The following is a 17,347-nucleotide window of genomic DNA, read 5'->3' as shown; positions in this document are numbered from 1 at the left end:
CCCTTGGAGCAGGAGGCGGGGATGAGAGTGGCGGTGTCGTCACGCCGGCCGAAGGCGTCGCGGCTGGGCGGGGCCGGGCTCGCGGTCGTCGGCGCGGGGCTCGCGGCGGGCCAGCTCGTCCTGGTCGTGCCCCGGTACGGACCGGCCTGGGGAGAAGCGGTGCGGCTCAGCCCCGGAATCTCCCTGCTGGTGACCCCCGCGGCGCTGTTCTCCGCCTCCGCCGCCGTGCTGCGCACCTACCTGGCCGTCCTGTCGGGCTGCGGCCTCTCCCTCGCGCTCTGGCTGTGGCGCGGGATCCACCCGTTGCGCCCGCTGGCCGTGGCCGGCGGCCTCATCGCCTGGTCGTGGATCACCCTGGCCTACCGGCCGCAGAGCCTGCCCGACCTGTGGTGCGCGCTGGGGGCGGTGGCGGCCGTCGGCGGTTTCCTGCGCGTCGCCCGCGACCCCTCGGACGCCGAGGCGGTCATCGGCCTGGCCGGGGGAGCGGCGCTGACGGCCGTCATGCGGCCGTCGGAGGCCCTCTGGCTCGGTCTCCCGCTGTTCGCCGCGCTCCTGGCCGCCCCGCGCTGGCGCAACCGGGCGGTACCGGCGGCCCTGGCCGCGGGCCTGCTGCTCGGCGGGGTCCAGTGGCTCGCCGGCGCGCGGCCGGACTCCCACGCCCTCGCCTGGCGCTATCCTGGCGTCTCTCTGTGGTGGCTCGCGCTTCCGCTGATGGCGGGGGCCGCGGCCCTCGTGGGACGCCGGGCGAGGACTCTCGCTCCGTACCTGCTGCCCGCTCTGATCGCCATGGCGATGGCCACTCCTTACTTCGTCCTGTTCGACGAGTCAGGGTGAATCGGCCGGTCGGCCACCGATCGGCGGCGGAGTACCACTACGCTCGTTTCTTCCCGGCCGTCACAAGCGGACATTACGGGAACGTCACGCTGAAGGGACTCGCCGCCATCACCGCCCAGAACCCGGTCGCGCCAGCCGGGCCCCACCCCCGCACCGTCCTGGACCCGCGATGAGCGCCCCCACCCTGGAGTCCCCGCCGGACTCCCCCGTGGAGAAGGCCAGGAAGGCGGGCCTGTCGATCTCCCGGCTGCTGGTCGGCTTCGGGGTCGCCGCGGCCGTCGTGGTGATCGCCGTCATGAACCGCGACGCGGTCGCCACCGGGGCCGAGAGCCTGATCCACAGCGATCGCGAATGGCTGGTGGCCGCCCTGGTCGCCTCGCTGTTCCTGCTCGTGGTCGGCACGATCACCCAGCTCGGCTCGATGCCGGTGACACCGCCCGCCGCCCGCGTCTTCGCGGTCCAGGTCGCGGCGTCCTTCGCCAACCACCTGCTGCCGGCCGGAGCGGGGGGCATCGCGGTGAACCTGCGGTTCCTGCGGCGGCACGGCCTCAGCAAGGCCATGGCGGTCGGCTCGATCGGGCTGAACTCGCTCGCGGGACTGATCACCCATCTGCTGCTGCTCGTGGTCGCGCTGGCCGCGGTCCCCTCGGCGGTGGTGAAGTTCGAGTCGTTCAGCAGGCACCTGAACCCGGTGAGCATCGGCGCGATCGCCGCCGTGACATGCGCCCTCGTGGCGGTCCTGGCCTGGACGGGCGTCAAGCGCGGCTGGTGGCGGACGCTCAGGAGCCGTCTGGCCAGGGACTTCGCGCCGCTCGGAGCGGTGCTCAGGCATCCGATCCGGGCGGCCGCCCTGTGGCTGGGCTCGGCGACCGTCCCGGTGATCCACGGCGTGATCCTCTTCGCGCTGCTGCGCGGCCTCGGCGTGCTCGTCGCGGCCGTCAGCGTCGTCGCCGTCTACGTGGTGGTCTCCTCCCTCTGCGCCGTCGTCCCCTCGCCCGGCGGCATCGGCGGCCTCGACGTCGCCCTGGTCGCGGCGCTCCCCGCCATCGGCGTGCCCTCCTCGGCCGCCCTGGCCGCCGTCCTCGGGTACCGGTTGCTGACGGTCTGGCTGCCGTTCGCGCCCGGCGCCGCCGTGCTGGCCTTCCTGGCCCACAGGAAGGTCATCTGAACCGTCGCGAGCAGCGCGACGGCCACCCCCGCCACGACGTCCAGGACGTAGTGGTTGGCGGTGACGACCACGATCACCCCGGTGACCACCGGATAGGCGTAGGGGAACCGGCGGCCGCCGAGGATCCGGACGGCGACGATGGCCGTCCAGACGGCCCAGGCCAGGTGCAGTGACGGCATCGCGGCGTACTGGTCGGCGGGGACGGGCCCGCCGTGGTCGCTGCCGAACCCGGCCTCGGCGACGGTGTCGACATAGCCCGCCCCCGGCAGCAGCCGCGGCGGCATCACCGGGATCAGGAAGAACACCGTCATCCCGACGAGGTTGGTGATCACCAGCGAGTTGCGGGCCGAGCGGTAGACGCCGGGCGCGCTGATGTAACACCAGGCGAGGACGGCCATCGTCACCGGGATGTGGGCGAACTGGTACCAGTAGGCCGAGGCGAGGGAGAGCGGCTCGTGCCGGGTCAGCCAGTGGTTCGCGGCGTGCTCGACGTCGATGTGGAGGAACCGCTCCGCGGCCAGGACCTCCTTGCCGTGGGCCAGCGCCGGGCCCTCCCGGACGTCCGCGAAGGAGCGGATGTAGTCGTAGACCTTCACCAGCGCCAGGACGATCAGCAGCTCGCCGATCAGGTTCGGGCGGATCCTGCGGTTCATCAGCGCACCGCCTTGGAGATCACATGGCTCGGCCGCCCGGCGGCGATCTCGTAGATCCGGTGGGTCCGCTCCAGCACGGCGGGCCAGTCCATCGGGGGCTGCACCGCCCGGTTGTGGGCGGCCATGCTCGTGCGCAGTCCCGGATCGGCCGCCAGCAGGGTGATCGCCTCCGCCATCGCCGTGTCGCTCGAGGCGAGGATGCCGCCGAGCCCGTCGTCGACGAAGCCGCCGACCCCGCCCTCCGCGCGCGCCACCACGGGGATCCCGGCGCAGCGGGCCTCCAGGGCGGCGATCCCGAACGACTCCAGGGTCGCGGGCGCGACGAACACGTCGGCCCGCCGGAAGAGGGTCCTGATCTCCTGGCGCGGCAGGCGTCCCGGCAGGCTCACCCAGCCGGTCATGCCGTGACGGCGCATATAGCGCTCCATCCGCGGCCGTTCCGGACCCTCGCCGACCACGACGACCTTCATCCGCACGGACGGCTTGAGCGCGGCCCTGGCCTCGCGGAGCGTTCGCAGCAGGTGCAGGGGACGCTTGCGCCGCGCGAGCCGCATCACGGCGACCACGACGACCTCCTCGGCGTCCCTGGGCAGCGGCTCGACCCGCCATCGCGTCGGATCGATCCCGTTGGGCAGGATGTGGACCGGCGCGGGGGCCACCAGCCGGTGCAGCGGTTCGGCCGCGACGTCGCTGACGGCCGTCCAGGTGACGGGCTGGGAGCTCCAGTCGACGAGGCCGTCGAGCAGCCGGAACGGCGTCTCCAGGTAGGAGATCAGTGAGTGCAGGGTCAGCACGGTCGGCAGCCCGGCGTCAGAGGCGAGGGCCACCGCGGAGAAGGCGAGAGGGGAGAAGGGAGCGGCCTGGACGTGCACCACGTCGTAGCCGCCCTTGCGCAGCAGGTCGCGTCCCGGCCGCAGGCCCGCGGGGTTCAGCGCCGCCGGGAAGATCGACTTCTCGGTGAGCCGGTGGACGCGCAGTTCCTCGCCGCCGGAGACCCGCTGGCCCTTCGGCCGCGGTGAGGAGGTGATGACCTCGACGGTGTGCCCGGCCCGGGCCTGGCGGATCGCCAGGTCACGGACCTGCATCTCGATGCCGCCGAGCCGGGGGAGGTAGAAGTCCGTCACATGGGCGATCTTCACGGGGCACCCGCTCCTGCTGGCACACTGGCCCCATGCCGTACACGCTGGTGTCCTTCCACGCCCATCCCGACGACGAGGCCCTGCTGACCGCGGGCACGATGGCGCGCGCCGCCGCGGCCGGGCACCGGGTGGTCCTGGTCGTCGCCACCGCGGGCGAGGCGGGGCTGGCCGCAGGGGAGACCGGGAACCTGGGCGACACCCGGCTGGCCGAGCTCGCCGAGTCGGCCGAGGCCCTCGGCTGCGCCCGGGTCGAGTGCCTCGGGTACGCCGACTCCGGCCTGGCCGTGGCCTCGGGCGGGGAGAAGGCCTTCTCCCGGGTCGACGCCGAGGAGACCGCCCAGCGGCTGGCCGCCCTCCTGAAGGAGGAGAACGCCGACGTGCTCACGGTTTACGACCCGGCCGGCGGGTACGGGCACCCCGACCACGTGCGGGTCCATCACGTCGGGACCCGTGCGGCCGAGATCGCCGGAACCCCCGTGGTCCTCGAGGCGACCGTGGACCGCACCTTGCTTCTCAGGGCGTTGCGCCTGATACGACGCCTGCCCGGTATCCCCGCCGATTTCGACCCCCGTAAGTTCGAACACGCCTACTCCGCGCCGGAAGCGATCACCCATCGGGTGGACGTCCGGGACTTCATCGACCACAAGCGCGCCTCGATGGCGGCACATGCCAGCCAGGCGAGCGCCGACACCCGTACATTGGCCGTTCTCCTGCGGTTGCCCCGGCCGATCTATCGTTGGGCGCTGGGCCGCGAATGGTTCGTCGAGCACGGCAGGACACCCCGGCGTCCGCTGCTCGACGACGTCTTCGCCAGCCTCTCCCCGTGACATGCCAGCCAACTCGCTCCGATCAACCAATGACGATCAGAGCAAAATACTACGAAAGAAGTAGTAAGCACCTGATGGGTCGCAGATCAGGGCCCGTCGAGATCTGACAGCAACCGCTGGAGAAGACGCTCGTGCTCGGGCGACAGTTCGTCCACGAACCGGGCGAGCACCCTGGCCTTGTCCTTGCCGCCCTCCAGGAGCCTGCGCATCTGCACGGCGCGGAGCGCCGCCTCGTCCCGCTGGAAAGAGTAGACGTGCCCGCGGCCACTACGGTCACGGGTGACCGCGCCCTTGTCGTGCAGCCGTGACAGCGCGGTGAGCACGGTGGTGTAGGCCGGTGGGGGATCGAGGATCTCGCGGAGTTCCCCGGCGCCCAGAGCGGTGTCGGAGGCGGCGAGCGCGGCCATGATCTCGGCTTCGAGCGCTCCCCAGCCGCGGCGGTTCGATGATGCGGACATTCTCCACTCCTCCCGCCTGACATCCAGCAGATTAACCGATCAGAAAGGGACGAGCCAGGAGACCAGTCCCACGAAGTCCCATGTGGCGTCGGCGGTGGCGAGCCCGACCACGAGGCAGAGCAGGGCCGCCGCGAGGGCCGGGATCCGGGCGGCGCGGGGCGGGGAGACCCGCAGCGCCTCCAGCCGGTGGATCACCCCGAGTTCGGCGAAGGCCAGCCGGACGCCCGAGCGCGAGGTCGCCGTCGCCGCCTGCGCGGCCCTGGCCAGGGAGCGCAGGGCGAGACGGCGGCTGCCGACCTCGCTGGCCGCGGTCTCGTCCGCCCAGCGTTCCAGCAGGAAGGCCACCGCGTTCCGCACCGGCGCGAGCAGCGGGTTGACCGCCACGGCCACCGCGACGGCCGCCTCGAACCTGTGGTGCCCGAACCGCAGGTGCGCCCGCTCGTGCTCCAGCAGCACCCGGCGTTCGGCGGCGGTGAGGGCCTTCAGCATCGAGCGGGTGGCCACGATGTGCGGCTCGGGTCCCGGCACCGCGAAGGCGTGGGCGAGCTCGAGATCGACGATCACCAGTTCGGCGCCGTGCCCCTCGCACAGCCGCCGCAGTTCCGTGCGGACCGCCGTCCGGGTGGCGATCACCTGGGCCAGCCGCCAGACGGCCAGCCCGATCAGCAGCGCCGCACCCCCGGCGAGCAGCCGGGGGACGGGCTCGGCGAGGTCGACCCCGCGGGCCCGCGCCGCGGCCTCGACCTCGGCCGTCCGGCCCAGCAGGGTGGCGGCCATCAGCACCAGGCTCCAGGTCGTGCCCGCCGCGCACGCCGCCGCCGCGGTCACCAGCGACCACACCGCCGCCCGGGGCGCCAGCCGCCGGACGATCACCGGGGCCGCCGCCGCCAGGACCACCGAGCACAGCCAGGGCAGATAGATCGAGAACGTCACTGCTCCTCCTGCGGCGTCCGGGGTTCCCAGATCCTACGACGGTGAAGTCTCGCCCGGGGCGACAAGCCCGGTCTCGTAGGCCAGGACCACGGCCTGGACACGGTCGCGCAGCCCCAGCTTGGACAGGATCCGGGCGACATGGGTCTTGACCGTGGTGGCGCTCAGCGACAGCCGCTCGGCGAGCTCGGCGTTGGACAGGCCGGTGGCGAGCAGCCGCAGCACCTCCAGCTCGCGCGGGGTCAGCCCGGACAGGTCGCGGTGGAGCGAGGCCCTGGCCTCGTCGCGCGGGGCGAAGCGCTTGATCAGCCGGCGGGTGATGGCCGGGGCGAGGAGGGCGTCTCCCGCGCGGACCAGGCGCACCGCCGCAACGAGCTGCTCCGGCGTGACGTCCTTCAGCAGGAAGCCGCTGGCCCCCGCGGTGAGGGCGCCGTAGACATAGTGGTCGAGATCGTAGGTGGTCAGGATGATCACCCGGGTCTGGTCGCCGCTCGCCATGATCTGGCGGGTGGCCTCCAGGCCGTCCATCTCGGGCATCCGGATGTCCATCAGCACGACGTCGGGGCGGGTGCGGCGGACCGCGGACACCGCCTCGGTCCCGTTGACGGCCTCGGCCACCACCTCGATCCCGTCGGCGGCGAGGATCATCCCGAAGCCGGTCCTGACGAGCGCCTGGTCATCGGCGATCACCGCGCGCAGGCTCATGTCGCCGGCCAGGGGACCTGAGCTCTGACGAGGTAGCCCCCGCCGGGTCTGCGCCGGGCCTCCAGGGTGCCGTCGTAGACGGCCAGCCGCTCGCGCAGCCCGATCAGCCCGCGGCCGTTGCCGGTGCCGCGGCTGGGCACGACCCCGCCGGTGTCGGTGACCTCGATCTCCAGGCGCTCCGCGTCATGGGTGATCCGCACGGCAGCGGACGCCCCGGCCGCGTGCTTGATCGTGTTGGTCAGCGCCTCCTGGACCACCCGGTAGGCGGTCAGCTCCAGCCCGGGCGGCAGCGGCTCGGGGGGCGTCGACACCTCGACGGTCACCGGAGTTCCGGCGGCCCGGACCCTTTCGACGAGTTTCTCCAGCTGCTCCAGGCCCGGCTGGGGTTCGAGACCGTCGAGCCGCTCGTTCTCCGAGGCCGACAGGAGCCCCATCACGTGCCGCAGCTCCGCCATCGCCGCCCGGCCGCTGGCCTCGACCGCCAGCATCGCCTGCCGGGACAGATCGGGCCGGGCGTCCATCGCCTTGCGCGCGGCCCCCGTCTGGATCACCATCACGCTCACATTGTGGGTCACGACGTCGTGCAGCTCTGCCGCGATCCTGGCCCGCTCCACCTCGACGGCCCGGCGGGTGGCCTCCTCCTGCCGGTCTTCGAGGTCGGCCAGCCGCCGCTGGCTGTCGCTGAGCCGCTGCCGCCACGACCGGACGAGCGTCGCGATGACCCCGGCCACCAGCAGGATGAAGAAGGGGCCCGACCAGTCGGGAAGGGAGGGCCCCGAGTCCTCGAAGGCGACCCCGGCCAGCAGCGCGGCGGCCAGGAGCCCGCTGATGGCGCGGGTGCGATAGCGGCTGTAGGCGGCGGCGCTGTAGGCCCCGATCACGCAGGCGAACACGGTGAACCAGGTGACCGTGTCGAGCTTGACCCCGGCCGCGAAGATCATGACGCCGAACGCGCTGAGCGGGTACCGGCGCCGGGCGGCGAGCGGCAGGGTGGTCATGATCGTGAGCAGCAGGGGCGCCTGATCCGGCTGACGTCCGGGGACCATCATGCGCGTGTCCGGCGGAAGGAGCCGTTCGGGCGTCTCCACGGCCCCCGGATGGACCGGCGCCTCCGGAGGGGCGGGGATCTCCGGAACCTCCGGGATCATCGACGGCTCCGCGCTCGACGGATGGTCGCCGTCGAGCCGGATGAAGTGGGCGGCGTCGCCCGTCCGGTGCGCCACGGCCACGGCGATCAGGGTCAGCGCGAAGGCGAGCAGGGCGTCGGCGAGCAGGGCCCGCCGGGAGGGGAGCGGCCCCGGCTCCTCGGGCTTCAGCAGATCACGCGCCTGCTGCCACCGGATGCGCCGTTCGTCCGTCTCCACGGTCTCATTCTCGCCCTCCGCGCGGTGGCGGGCATCCCCCCGCGGAGAAGGAGGGCGTCGGCTGCGAGGAGTACATCGCAAGGATGACGCCGGAGCGCGTCGTCCCGGCGGAGGACCCGATCTCGGCGCGACGGCCGACGCGCCCCCGCGGGGGCCCGGCCTACCTTCCGCTCATGGGAAATGTGATCGAGCTGGAGAACGCGAGCAGGGTCTACGACGGCACGCCGGTCCTCGGGCCGCTGTCGCTCGCCGTCGAGCAGGGCGAGGCGCTGGCCGTCACGGGGCCGTCCGGCAGCGGGAAGTCGACGCTGCTGAACCTGGTCGCCGGTCTGGACAAGCCGACCGAGGGCACCGTGACCGTGGAGGGAGGGCGGATCGACCGGCTCGGCGAGCACGCCCTGGCCCGCTACCGGCGCCGCAGGGTCGGGATGGTGTTCCAGTTCTTCAACCTGCTCGACGATCTGACCGTCGCCGACAACATCGGCCTCCCCGCCCAGCTCGCGGGCATGTCCAAGGCGAAAGTGAAGGAACGGACCGGCGACCTGATGGAGGCGCTCGGCATCCAGAGGCACGCCCGCGCCTACCCCGGGCGGCTGTCGGGCGGCGAGCGCCAGCGGGTCGCGATCGCCCGGGCGCTGATCAACGAGCCCGCGCTGCTCCTGGCCGACGAGCCGACCGGCGCGCTGGACACGGCGTCGGGCCACGACGTCCGCGAACTCCTGATCGACCTGCATCGTGGAGGCCAGACGATCATCGTCGTCACCCATGACCCGGCGCTCGCGGAGGCCATCGCCACCCGGACGATCCACCTCGTCGACGGCGGCATCGCGGTGGACCGGACCGTCGGGGGACGGCGATGAGCGCCATGGGCGGGGTCGTCCGGTCGGGCGTCGGCAGGCGGCGGCTCCAGACGGCCGTCCTCGTCCTCGCCACGCTGATGGCCGTCGCCTCCGCGGTGGTCGCGGGGACGCTGCTCGTCGTGTCGAACGCACCCTTCGACCAGGCCTTCGCCCGCCAGCGCGGGGCGCACCTCACCGTCCAGATCGACCCGGCGAAGGCGACCGCCGCGCAGATCGCGGCGACCACGAGGCTGCCGGGCGTCACCGCGAGCGCGGGCCCCTTCCCGGTGACGACCTTCGTTGCGCGCGATCACGGGCACAGGCTGCCCACCCTGACGGTCGCGGGCAGGCCCGAGGCCGGCGGCGCGCTCGACCGCGTCACCCTGGTCAAGGGGAGATGGCCCGCGAGGACGGGGGAGATCGTGGTTCCGGCGGACCTGCCGCCGGGGGCCTTCTCGATCGGTTCGAAGCTGAGCGACGAGGGCGGCACCGAGCTGACGATCGTCGGCCAGGGCCGCTCGGCCGGCAGGAGCGCCGACGCCTGGGTGGTGCCCGAGCAGGTCGGCGCGCTGCGGCCGAAGGGAGCCCCCGCGACGGAGCAGATGTTCTACCGCTTCTCCGCCTCGGGCACGAAGGCCGAGATGGACGCGGCCAGGGCGGCCGTCACGGCGGCGCTGCCGGCGGGCGCCGTGCTCGGCGGCCAGTCCCATCTGGACGTCAAGGCCACCGCCACTCGCGAGACGGCCACCTTCGTGCCGTTCCTGGTGGCGTTCGGCGGGCTCGGCCTGTTCATGTCGGTGATCATCGTGAGCAGCGTGGTCAGCGGCGCCGTCGGGGCGGGGATCCGGCGGATCGGCATCCTCAAGGCGCTCGGATTCACCCCGGCGCAGGTCGTCCGGGCCTACATCGCCCAGGCGCTCATCCCCGCCTCCCTGGGCATCGCGCTGGGCGTCGTGCTGGGGAACCTCATGGCGATCCCGCTGCTGAGCGAGGTCGGCGACCTTTACGGCTCGGCGGGCCTGTCGGTGTCCTGGCAGGTCGACCTGGGGGTGCCCGCCGCCGCGGTGGCGGTCGTCGTGATCGCCGCGCTGGTGCCCGCGCTGCGGGCGGGCCGTCTGCGCACGGCCGAGGCGATCGCCGTCGGGCGCGCCCCGAGCACGGGCCGGGGGCAGCGGGCCCACCGGGCGCTCGGCCGGCTGCCGCTGCCGCGCAGCGTGACCCTCGGCCTGGCGACGCCGTTCGCCCGGCCGGTGCGGACGCTCGCGATGCTGGGAGCGCTGGTCTTCGGCACGCTGGCGGCGACCTTCGCGCTGGGGCTCGCCTCGACCCTCAACACCGTCGGCCAGGCCCGCTCGCCCGAGGGACGGGCGGCGGTCGTCGTCCATCCGGTCTTCGACGGGCGGGGAGAGCCGAGGCCGCCCACCGCCGCGGACGAGGCGAAGATCCGCGACACCGTCCGCGCCCAGCCGGGCACCGCCTCCTTCTACGGCAAGTCCCGTGGCACCGAGGTGACCGTCGCGGGTGTCCTCACCGCGGTGAGCGCGGAGTTCTACCGGGGCGACCCGGGCGCGGGGGCCTATGAGATGATCTCCGGCCGCTGGTTCACCGGGCCGGGCGAGGCCGTCGTGCCGAGCCGCTTCCTCGAGACGACCGGCCATCGTGTCGGCGACACCATCGCCGTCACCAGCGAGGGGGAGACGGCCCGGCTCAAGATCGTCGGAGAGGCCTTCGACCTGTCGGACGACGGACTGCGGATCAAGGCGGACGCTGCCTCGTTCACCGAGCCCGTCTCCCTGGACGGCTTCTTCGTCACGCTCACGGACGGCACCGACGTCGCGGCCTACGTCGCCCGGCTGGATCCGCTGCTGAAGCCGATGGGCCAGGAGGCGGTCCCCGGAGAGGGGGACCGCAGCAGCACGATCGTGATCCTCGACTCGATCGCCGCGCTGCTGACCCTGATGCTGGTCGCCGTCGCGGGGCTCGGCGTGCTGAACTCGGTCGTCCTCGACACCCGCGAGCGCGTCCACGATCTCGGTGTCTGCAAGGCGATCGGCATGTCGCCCCGGCAGACCGTGATCATGGTGCTGGCATCGGTGGCCGGGCTGGGAGCCGTCGGCGGGCTGGTCGGGGTGCCCGCGGGGATGCTGCTGCACGGCGAGGTCCTGCCGCGCATGGCCGAGGGCGCCGGGGTTCGGCTCACCCCGCACATGATGGACGTCTACCCTGCGGCGAAGCTGCTCCTGCTCGGTCTCGCCGGAATCGCGATCGCTCTGCTCGGCGCGGCGTTCCCGGCGGCCTGGGCGGCCGGGACCCGCACCGCGACCGCCCTCCGCACCGAATGACCGCGACCCGGGCCGGGGTCGGTCACCCGGCCTTCGGGACGCGCGGTCGGCGCGGGTGGTGCCAGTAGCCGAGCGCCGTGACGGTCTCCTTGGGCAGCCCGCGCTCGGTCAGGAAGTGGGCGCGCAGGCTCTGGATCACGAGGGACTCGCCGGCCGCCCAGACCCGGCCCCGGGTCGAGGGCAGGTCGAGGCCGCGGACGAGTTCCTCGGGCTCGCGGCCCCGGCCGGGTTCGCGCTCACCCCGGTCCAGCCAGTGGATCTCGACCCCGTCGGCCTCGAGGTAGGCGTGCTCGGCGGGATCACGGACCTCGGCTACCACGATCGTGCGGTGGCCCTCGGGGCGGCTCAGCGCGATCGCGGCGATCGAGGGGAGGGCCGTCTCGTCGCCGACGAGGAGCGTCCAGCGGGCGGCCGGGTCGCCGACCCAGTGGACCCGGCAGCCCGCGAAGCCCACCTGGTCGCCGGGGACCGCGGCGCGGGCCCAGCGGGAGGCGCGGCCGTCGATCGCGTGCAGGAAGAAGTCGACCGTGACCAGGCCCGCGGCCCGGTCGAAGGCGCGGACGGTGTAGTTGCGCGAGTGCTGTCCCGGGGTGGCGCTCCACTTGCCGCGTTCCGGCAGGACGATCTCCCCTGCGCCCTCGATCGGCCAGATCAGGGTGATGATCTCGCCCGGTTCGGCGATCTCCATCCGGTGCAGTTCGTCACACCGCAGGACCAGTCGCCGCATCAGCGGGGTCGGCTCCAGGACCTCGACGACCTCCAGGACGCCGACCGCCTGGGGAAACGGGCGGACCAGATCGGGTGACTGCCCGTCATCGGGATCGGGACAGCCCGCGAGAAGCCGGACGCCCCGCCCGGTGCGCTCCTCGCTGAAGATCGAGAGTCCGGTTTCGGCCAATTCATCCTTGACGCTCGCGGTCCCCGACGTCCCGGGATCCCACTGGAGCACCAGCAGCCCCCCGGGTGCGACGGCCTTCGCCATGTCGCGGAGCGCGGGCAGGGGATCGGCGAGCCGCTCCAGCAGCCAGGAGGAGTGGACGACGTCGTAGACGCCTTCCGGCAGGTCGACGGCCTGGGAGCCGTCGCGGGACGTCACGGTGAAGCCCCACCCGGCCACGGTCGAGGCGACCGCGCCGGAGCCGTCGCCGACGTCGGCGAACTGCCCGCCGCAGTAGCCGTGGGCGCCGGCGTCGATCAGGGCCTCGATCGCCGTCGCGTGCGTTCCTATGATGCTGGACAAAACGACTCCCGGAAGGTGTATTAGGTTAGCCTAAGCTAATAAGAATCTTGGAGGACCGGTGACGATGGTGCAGCCGTGCAGTGCGCTCGAGCAGGCGGTCGCCAGGACCGTGGGCGAGGTCCTGGGGCTCTCGTCGGTGGGTGTGGACCTGGACTTCTTCGCCGCAGGCGGGGGAGAGCGCGAGGCCGCCGAGGTGGCCGACCGGCTGGGCCGGGGACTCGGCGCCGGCCCGCTCCCCGTCCGCATCGTGACGTCGGAGCGGACCGTCGGCCGTATCGCCCGGCACCTGGCCGGAGATCCGGAGCGGGAGGCCGTCGCCGGGGTGTGGCTGTTCGGCGACGGCATGTCCGAAGCCGAGCGCGAGGCCCGGCTCCGGGACGCCGGATGCGGTCACGCGCCCAGGTAGCCGCCCATCGTCCTGAAGTAGTCGGTGGCGGCCAGCTCGGTGTCGTCCTCGGTGCGGACCCGCTCGATGACCAGGCCGTGGCCGCGGCCCCGCCGGGCCTCGGGACCCGCGACGATGACCACGCCGTCGCCCTCGCGGATGAAGACCCGGCCGGGCGTCCCGCCGTAGATCCCCTTCGACACCGAGGCCTTGATCACCCGGACGCGCTCGCCCTTGTAGTGGGTGAAGGCGTTCGGATAGGGGTCCGACTGCGCCCTGACCAGGCGTTCGAGGTCCTCCGCCGGCCAGGTCCAGTCGATGTCGCCGTCCCGGAGGGACCGCTTGTGGAAGAAGCTGGCCTTGGAGCGGTCCTGCGGGGTGAGGACCGCCCGCCCGGAGGCGATCAGGTCCAGCGACTCCGTGACGATCGGCGCGATCAGATCGCACGTGCGGTGGAACAGGTCGGTGACGGTGTCCCGGTCCCCGACCGGAATGGCCCGCTGGACGACGATGTCCCCGGCGTCGAGGTCGTCGTCCATCATGTGGGCGGTGACCCCGACCTCCTTCTCGTCGTTGATGAGCGCCCAGATCAGCGGGGAGAAGCCCGCGTAGGCCGGCAGGAGCGAGTCGTGGACGTTGAGCGTGCCGTGCCGGGGCAGGTTGAACACCTCCGGCGGGATCCAGGTCCGCCAGTTGTTGGCGACGATGAGATCGGGGTCGGCCTCCTTGAGCCGGGCGATCAGCTCCTCGTCGTCGGGCCGGTCGCGCAGGAGCACCGGGACGCCGTGCTCCTCGGCCAGGTCGGCCACCGAATCACTCCAGATCCGCTCGTAGGCGTGGTCGCTCTTGGGGTGCGTCACGACCAGGGCGACCTCGTGTTCGGAGTCCAGGAGGGCCTGGAGGGTGCGATGCCCCCAGGTCTGGTAACCGAACATAACGACCCGCATGGTGTCTCCTTGTCGAAGGCGATCAAATCAGGTTAGGCTCACCTTAATTAGGGCAGCCTAACCTGATTTGGTCGGGCCCTCCACCCTTCGTGTCCCCTTGATGAAAGGCCCCCCATGTCCCCAGCCGGGCAGCACGTCCACGACCTCGTAGGCATCGGATTCGGGCCGTCCAACCTGGCCCTGGCGATCGCGTTGCGGGAGCACGAGTCAGCGACCGGGGACCGGATCGACGCGGTCTTCCTGGAGAAGCAGCGGGCTTTCGGCTGGCACCGGGGGATGCTCCTCGAGGGCACCACGATGCAGGTGTCGTTCCTGAAGGACCTGGTCACGATGCGGAACCCGGCCAGCGGCTTCAGCTTCCTGAAGTACCTCCAGGACCGGGGCCGGCTGCTGGACTTCATCAACCACAAGACGATGTTCCCCTCGCGGCTGGAGTTCCACGACTACCTCGAATGGGCCGCCGCCTCCTTCACCGAGGAGGTCGAGTACGGCTCGGAGGTCGTCGCCGTCGACCCCGTCACGGTCGACGGGGTCGTGGAGTACATGGACGTCACGGTCAGGCACGAAGGGGGCACGACCACCCGGCGCACCCGCAACCTCGTCATCGCCTGCGGCCTCGACCCGATCCTGCCCGAGGGCGTCACCGGCGGTGACCGCGTCTGGCACAGCGACGAGTTCCTGGAGCGCCTGCCCGCGCTCGACGCCCCCACCCGGATGATCGTGGTCGGCTCCGGCCAGAGCGCCGCCGAGGTGACCGACCACCTGCACAGTTCCTTCCCCGACGCCGAGGTCTGCGCGGTCTTCGCCAAGTACGGCTACACGCCCGCCGACGACAGCTCCTTCGCCAACCGCATCTTCGACCCCGTCGCGGTCGACCACTACTTCACCGCGCCCGACGAGGTGAAGGGGATGCTGCGCGACTACCACTCCTCCACCAACTACTCCGTGGTCGACCTCGAGCTCATCGACGAGCTGTACCGCAGGCACTACCAGGAGAAGGTCGCGGGCCGCGAGCGGCTGCGGATCCTCAACGCCTCCCGGCTGACCGAGCTCGTGGCCGACGGCGAGGGGGTCAAGGCGACCGTCCGGTTCCTGCCGACGGCCGAGGAGACCGTCCTGGAGGCCGATCTCATCGTCTACTGCACCGGCTACCGTCCGGGCGACCCGCTGCGCCTGCTCGGCGCCGCCGCCGAGCACTGCGAACGGCTCGCCGACGGCACCGCCCGGATCGAGCGCGACTACCGGATCGCGACCGGGGACGGCATGCGCTGCGGCGTCTACGTGCAGGGCGCCACGGAGCACACGCACGGCATCACCTCGACGCTGCTCTCCAACACGGCCGTCCGGGTCGGGGAGATCGTGCGGTCGATCGCCTCGCGCTCCCATGCTCTCTCCCGCTGAGATCAAGCGGCGTCCGGCCGAGCCGGGCGTCGCGGCCTCCAACGCCCGCAGGACGGGCTGGCTTCTGGTCTGCCTCGCGGCGCTGGCCGTGGTCTGCGTGCTGAGCCTCGCGCTCGGCACCCGCAGCATCGGCCTGCACACGACCTGGGACGCCTTCTTCCACTTCAGCGACACCGACGAGCAGGTCATCGTGCGCGACCTCCGGGTCCCGCGGACGGTCCTCGGCCTGCTCACCGGCACGGCGCTCGGGGTGTGCGGCGCGCTGATCCAGGCCGTGACGCGCAACCCGCTGGCCGACACCCAGATCCTGGGCGTCAACGCCGGCGCCGCGCTGTTCGTCGTGATCGCCATCGGCGTGTTCGGGCTGACCAGCATCTGGTCCTACGTCTGGTTCGCCTTCGCGGGTGTCGCGTTCGCGCTGGTCGCGGTCTACATGCTCGGGTCGTCGGGCCGGGGCGGGGCCACCCCGATCCGGCTGACGCTGGCCGGGGTCGCGCTGGGCGCCGTCCTGGACGGCCTGTCGGCGGGGATCCGCCTGGTCAAGCCGCGCGCCTTCGACTACCTGAGGTTCTGGGACGTCGGCACGCTCGCCGGCCGCCCCCTCGACATCGCCCTGGCCGTGGCCCCCTTCATCGGGGCCGGGCTGCTCCTGGCCCTGGTCGTGGCGCGGTCCCTCAACGCCGTCGCCCTCGGTGACGACGTGGCCCGCGCGCTGGGGGCGAACCTCACCCGCACCCGCGCCCTGGCGGTGCTGTCGGTGATGCTGCTGGCCGGGGCGGCGACCGCGGCCGTCGGGCCGATCGGGTTCGTCGGGCTGATGGTCCCGCACGCCGTCCGCTGGATGGTCGGCCCCGACCAGCGGTGGATCCTGCTGTTCACGGTCGTGTGCGCGCCGATTCTCATGCTCAGCGCCGACATCGTCGGACGCCTGGTGATCCGGCCCGGGGAACTCCAGGTGGGCATCGTCACCGCGTTCGTCGGAGCGCCGGTGCTGATCTGGATGGTCCGCCGTTCGAAGGCGGCGGGCACATGAGGACGGACGCGGTGAACAACGTGAAGGACACCGTCCCGCCGAAGGTCGACTTCGGCCGGAAGGTCCTCGTCGTCAGGGCCTCGCGCGGGCTCTCGCTCCGGCTGGCGCTCCGCACGGCCGTGGCCTGCGCGCTGCTGGTCACGGTCGCGTCCGTGATCGCCGTGTTCGCCCTCGGCACCGGCGAGTTCTCCATCCCGCCGGACGAGGTCGTCCGGGCCCTGCTCGGGCAGGAGGACGGCGCCGCCCGGTTGATCGTCGTGGAGTGGCGGCTGCCGCGCGTGCTCCTCGCCCTGCTGATCGGGTCGGCGCTCGGGCTGAGCGGAGCGATCTTCCAGTCGCTCATGCGCAACCCGCTGGGCAGCCCCGACGTGATCGGCTTCAACACCGGCGCCTTCACCGGGGTCCTCGTCACGATGGTCTTCGTCGGCCGGGGCTACTGGCAGACCGCGACCGGAGCGCTCATCGGCGGCATGCTGACCGCCGCGGTGGTCTACGTGCTGGCCTTCCGGCGCGGGGTCCAGGGCTTCCGGCTGATCATCGTCGGAATCGCCATCAGCGCGATGCTGGCCTCGCTGAACGAGTGGTTCATCATCAAGGTCGATCTCCAGGCCGCCTACGCGGCGACGCTGTGGGGGCAGGGCAGCCTGAACGACCTCGGCTGGGACCAGGTGCCGTCCGTCGCGGCGGCGAGCGGCGTCCTGTGCGTCCTGCTCGTGCTCCTGGGCACCCGGCTGCGGACCCTGGAGCTGGGCGACGACACCTCGGCCGCGCTGGGCGTGCGGCGCGAACCGGTCATGATCGCCTACCTGGCGATCGGCGTCGCGCTGATGGCCGTGGCGACCGCGGCCGCGGGGCCGATCTCCTTCGTCGCCCTCGCGGCCCCGCAGATCGCCGCCCGGCTGACCCGCGCCCCCGGCATTGCCCTGCTGCCCTCGGCGCTGACCGGCGGGGTGCTGCTGCTCGCCGGGGACTTCCTGGCCCTGCGGCTGTTCGCCCCGACCCAGCTCCCCGTGGGCGTCGTGACGGTCAGTCTCGGCGGCGTCTACTTCGCCTGGCTACTCGCCCGAAACTCCAGAGGTTGA

Annotated in this window: 16 protein-coding genes and 1 pseudogene; 9 read left to right on the top strand and 8 right to left on the bottom strand. The window is 72.5% G+C overall.

Annotation, left to right across the window (positions count from 1 at the left end):
- Window positions 1–21 precede the first annotated feature (21 nt).
- Window positions 22–834 (top strand): hypothetical protein, encoded by an 813-nt coding sequence (locus ABD785_RS00645; RefSeq protein WP_344821117.1) that lies wholly within the window; start codon window positions 22–24, stop codon window positions 832–834.
- 169 nt (window positions 835–1,003) lie between these two features.
- Window positions 1,004–2,002, top strand: a complete 999-nt coding sequence (locus ABD785_RS00640; RefSeq protein ID WP_344821116.1) for a lysylphosphatidylglycerol synthase transmembrane domain-containing protein — start codon at window positions 1,004–1,006, stop codon at window positions 2,000–2,002.
- A gap of 14 nt (window positions 2,003–2,016) precedes the next feature.
- Here the strand turns inward: ABD785_RS00640 and ABD785_RS00635 are convergent.
- Together ABD785_RS00635 and ABD785_RS00630 are read right to left on the bottom strand one after the other, a co-directional pair.
- A pseudogene (locus ABD785_RS00635) lies at window positions 2,017–2,655 on the bottom strand (phosphatase PAP2 family protein); the annotation flags it as partial.
- Entirely contained in the window at window positions 2,655–3,794 is a 1,140-nt protein-coding gene (locus ABD785_RS00630) for a glycosyltransferase family 4 protein (protein WP_344821115.1), read from the bottom strand. The gene ABD785_RS00630 and the pseudogene ABD785_RS00635, both read right to left, overlap by 1 nt.
- Window positions 3,795–3,826: 32 nt before the next feature.
- On the opposite strand from ABD785_RS00630, the gene ABD785_RS00625 reads away from it, so the two are divergent.
- Window positions 3,827–4,621 carry a PIG-L deacetylase family protein gene (locus ABD785_RS00625; RefSeq protein WP_344821114.1) on the top strand — a complete coding sequence of 265 codons (795 nt, stop codon included), beginning with the start codon at window positions 3,827–3,829 and terminating at the stop codon, window positions 4,619–4,621.
- A gap of 86 nt (window positions 4,622–4,707) precedes the next feature.
- Here the strand turns inward: ABD785_RS00625 and ABD785_RS00620 are convergent, their stop codons facing one another.
- Genes ABD785_RS00620 through ABD785_RS00605 form a run of 4 tightly spaced genes read right to left on the bottom strand, consistent with a single transcriptional unit; the run spans window position 4,708 to window position 8,078 of the window.
- Window positions 4,708–5,079, bottom strand: coding sequence for a BlaI/MecI/CopY family transcriptional regulator (locus ABD785_RS00620; protein WP_344821113.1), 372 nt, complete (start codon window positions 5,077–5,079; stop codon window positions 4,708–4,710).
- Between the two features lie 39 nt (window positions 5,080–5,118).
- Window positions 5,119–6,012: a M48 family metalloprotease gene (locus ABD785_RS00615; RefSeq protein WP_344821112.1), complete on the bottom strand. Its 894-nt coding sequence runs from the start codon at window positions 6,010–6,012 to the stop codon at window positions 5,119–5,121.
- 33 nt (window positions 6,013–6,045) lie between these two features.
- Window positions 6,046–6,714 carry a response regulator gene (locus tag ABD785_RS00610; RefSeq protein WP_344821111.1) on the bottom strand — a complete coding sequence of 223 codons (669 nt, stop codon included), beginning with the start codon at window positions 6,712–6,714 and terminating at the stop codon, window positions 6,046–6,048.
- Complete coding sequence (locus ABD785_RS00605; protein WP_344821110.1) at window positions 6,711–8,078, bottom strand: sensor histidine kinase; 1,368 nt, start codon at window positions 8,076–8,078, stop codon at window positions 6,711–6,713. Before ABD785_RS00605 ends, ABD785_RS00610 begins: the two co-directional genes overlap by 4 nt.
- Before the next feature lie 173 nt (window positions 8,079–8,251).
- On the opposite strand from ABD785_RS00605, the gene ABD785_RS00600 reads away from it, so the two are divergent.
- Window positions 8,252–8,938: an ABC transporter ATP-binding protein gene (locus tag ABD785_RS00600; protein WP_344821109.1), complete on the top strand. Its 687-nt coding sequence runs from the start codon at window positions 8,252–8,254 to the stop codon at window positions 8,936–8,938.
- Window positions 8,935–11,259: an FtsX-like permease family protein gene (locus ABD785_RS00595; RefSeq protein WP_344821108.1), complete on the top strand. Its 2,325-nt coding sequence runs from the start codon at window positions 8,935–8,937 to the stop codon at window positions 11,257–11,259. The genes ABD785_RS00600 and ABD785_RS00595 overlap by 4 nt, the downstream gene beginning before the upstream one ends.
- Before the next feature lie 22 nt (window positions 11,260–11,281).
- Here the strand turns inward: ABD785_RS00595 and ABD785_RS00590 are convergent, their stop codons facing one another.
- Complete coding sequence (locus ABD785_RS00590; RefSeq protein WP_344821107.1) at window positions 11,282–12,499, bottom strand: SIP domain-containing protein; 1,218 nt, start codon at window positions 12,497–12,499, stop codon at window positions 11,282–11,284.
- Between the two features lie 58 nt (window positions 12,500–12,557).
- Between ABD785_RS00590 and ABD785_RS00585 the strand changes: the two genes are divergently transcribed.
- On the top strand, window positions 12,558–12,905 hold the full coding sequence (locus ABD785_RS00585; protein WP_486303538.1) for a phosphopantetheine-binding protein: 348 nt from the start codon (window positions 12,558–12,560) through the stop codon (window positions 12,903–12,905).
- Here the strand turns inward: ABD785_RS00585 and ABD785_RS00580 are convergent.
- Complete coding sequence (locus ABD785_RS00580; protein WP_344821106.1) at window positions 12,890–13,831, bottom strand: methionyl-tRNA formyltransferase; 942 nt, start codon at window positions 13,829–13,831, stop codon at window positions 12,890–12,892. The genes ABD785_RS00585 and ABD785_RS00580 overlap by 16 nt on opposite strands.
- 114 nt (window positions 13,832–13,945) lie before the next feature.
- Here ABD785_RS00580 and ABD785_RS00575 point away from each other — a divergent pair, with 114 nt between their 5' ends.
- Genes ABD785_RS00575 through ABD785_RS00565 form a run of 3 tightly spaced genes read left to right on the top strand, consistent with a single transcriptional unit; the run spans window position 13,946 to window position 17,347 of the window.
- The gene (locus ABD785_RS00575) at window positions 13,946–15,232 is read left to right on the top strand and encodes a lysine N(6)-hydroxylase/L-ornithine N(5)-oxygenase family protein (protein ID WP_344821105.1); all 1,287 of its coding nucleotides are present in this window, start codon (window positions 13,946–13,948) and stop codon (window positions 15,230–15,232) included.
- Window positions 15,216–16,265 carry an iron chelate uptake ABC transporter family permease subunit gene (locus ABD785_RS00570; protein ID WP_344821104.1) on the top strand — a complete coding sequence of 350 codons (1,050 nt, stop codon included), beginning with the start codon at window positions 15,216–15,218 and terminating at the stop codon, window positions 16,263–16,265. The genes ABD785_RS00575 and ABD785_RS00570 overlap by 17 nt, the downstream gene beginning before the upstream one ends.
- Window positions 16,262–17,347 (top strand): FecCD family ABC transporter permease, encoded by a 1,086-nt coding sequence (locus ABD785_RS00565; RefSeq protein WP_344821103.1) that lies wholly within the window; start codon window positions 16,262–16,264, stop codon window positions 17,345–17,347. Before ABD785_RS00570 ends, ABD785_RS00565 begins: the two co-directional genes overlap by 4 nt.

This window comes from Actinocorallia longicatena, assembly GCF_039534125.1.
Taxonomy (GTDB): domain Bacteria; phylum Actinomycetota; class Actinomycetes; order Streptosporangiales; family Streptosporangiaceae; genus Actinocorallia; species Actinocorallia longicatena.
The sequence above is the reverse complement of the archived record's forward strand: the minus strand, read 5'-3'. Positions and strand labels throughout refer to the sequence as shown.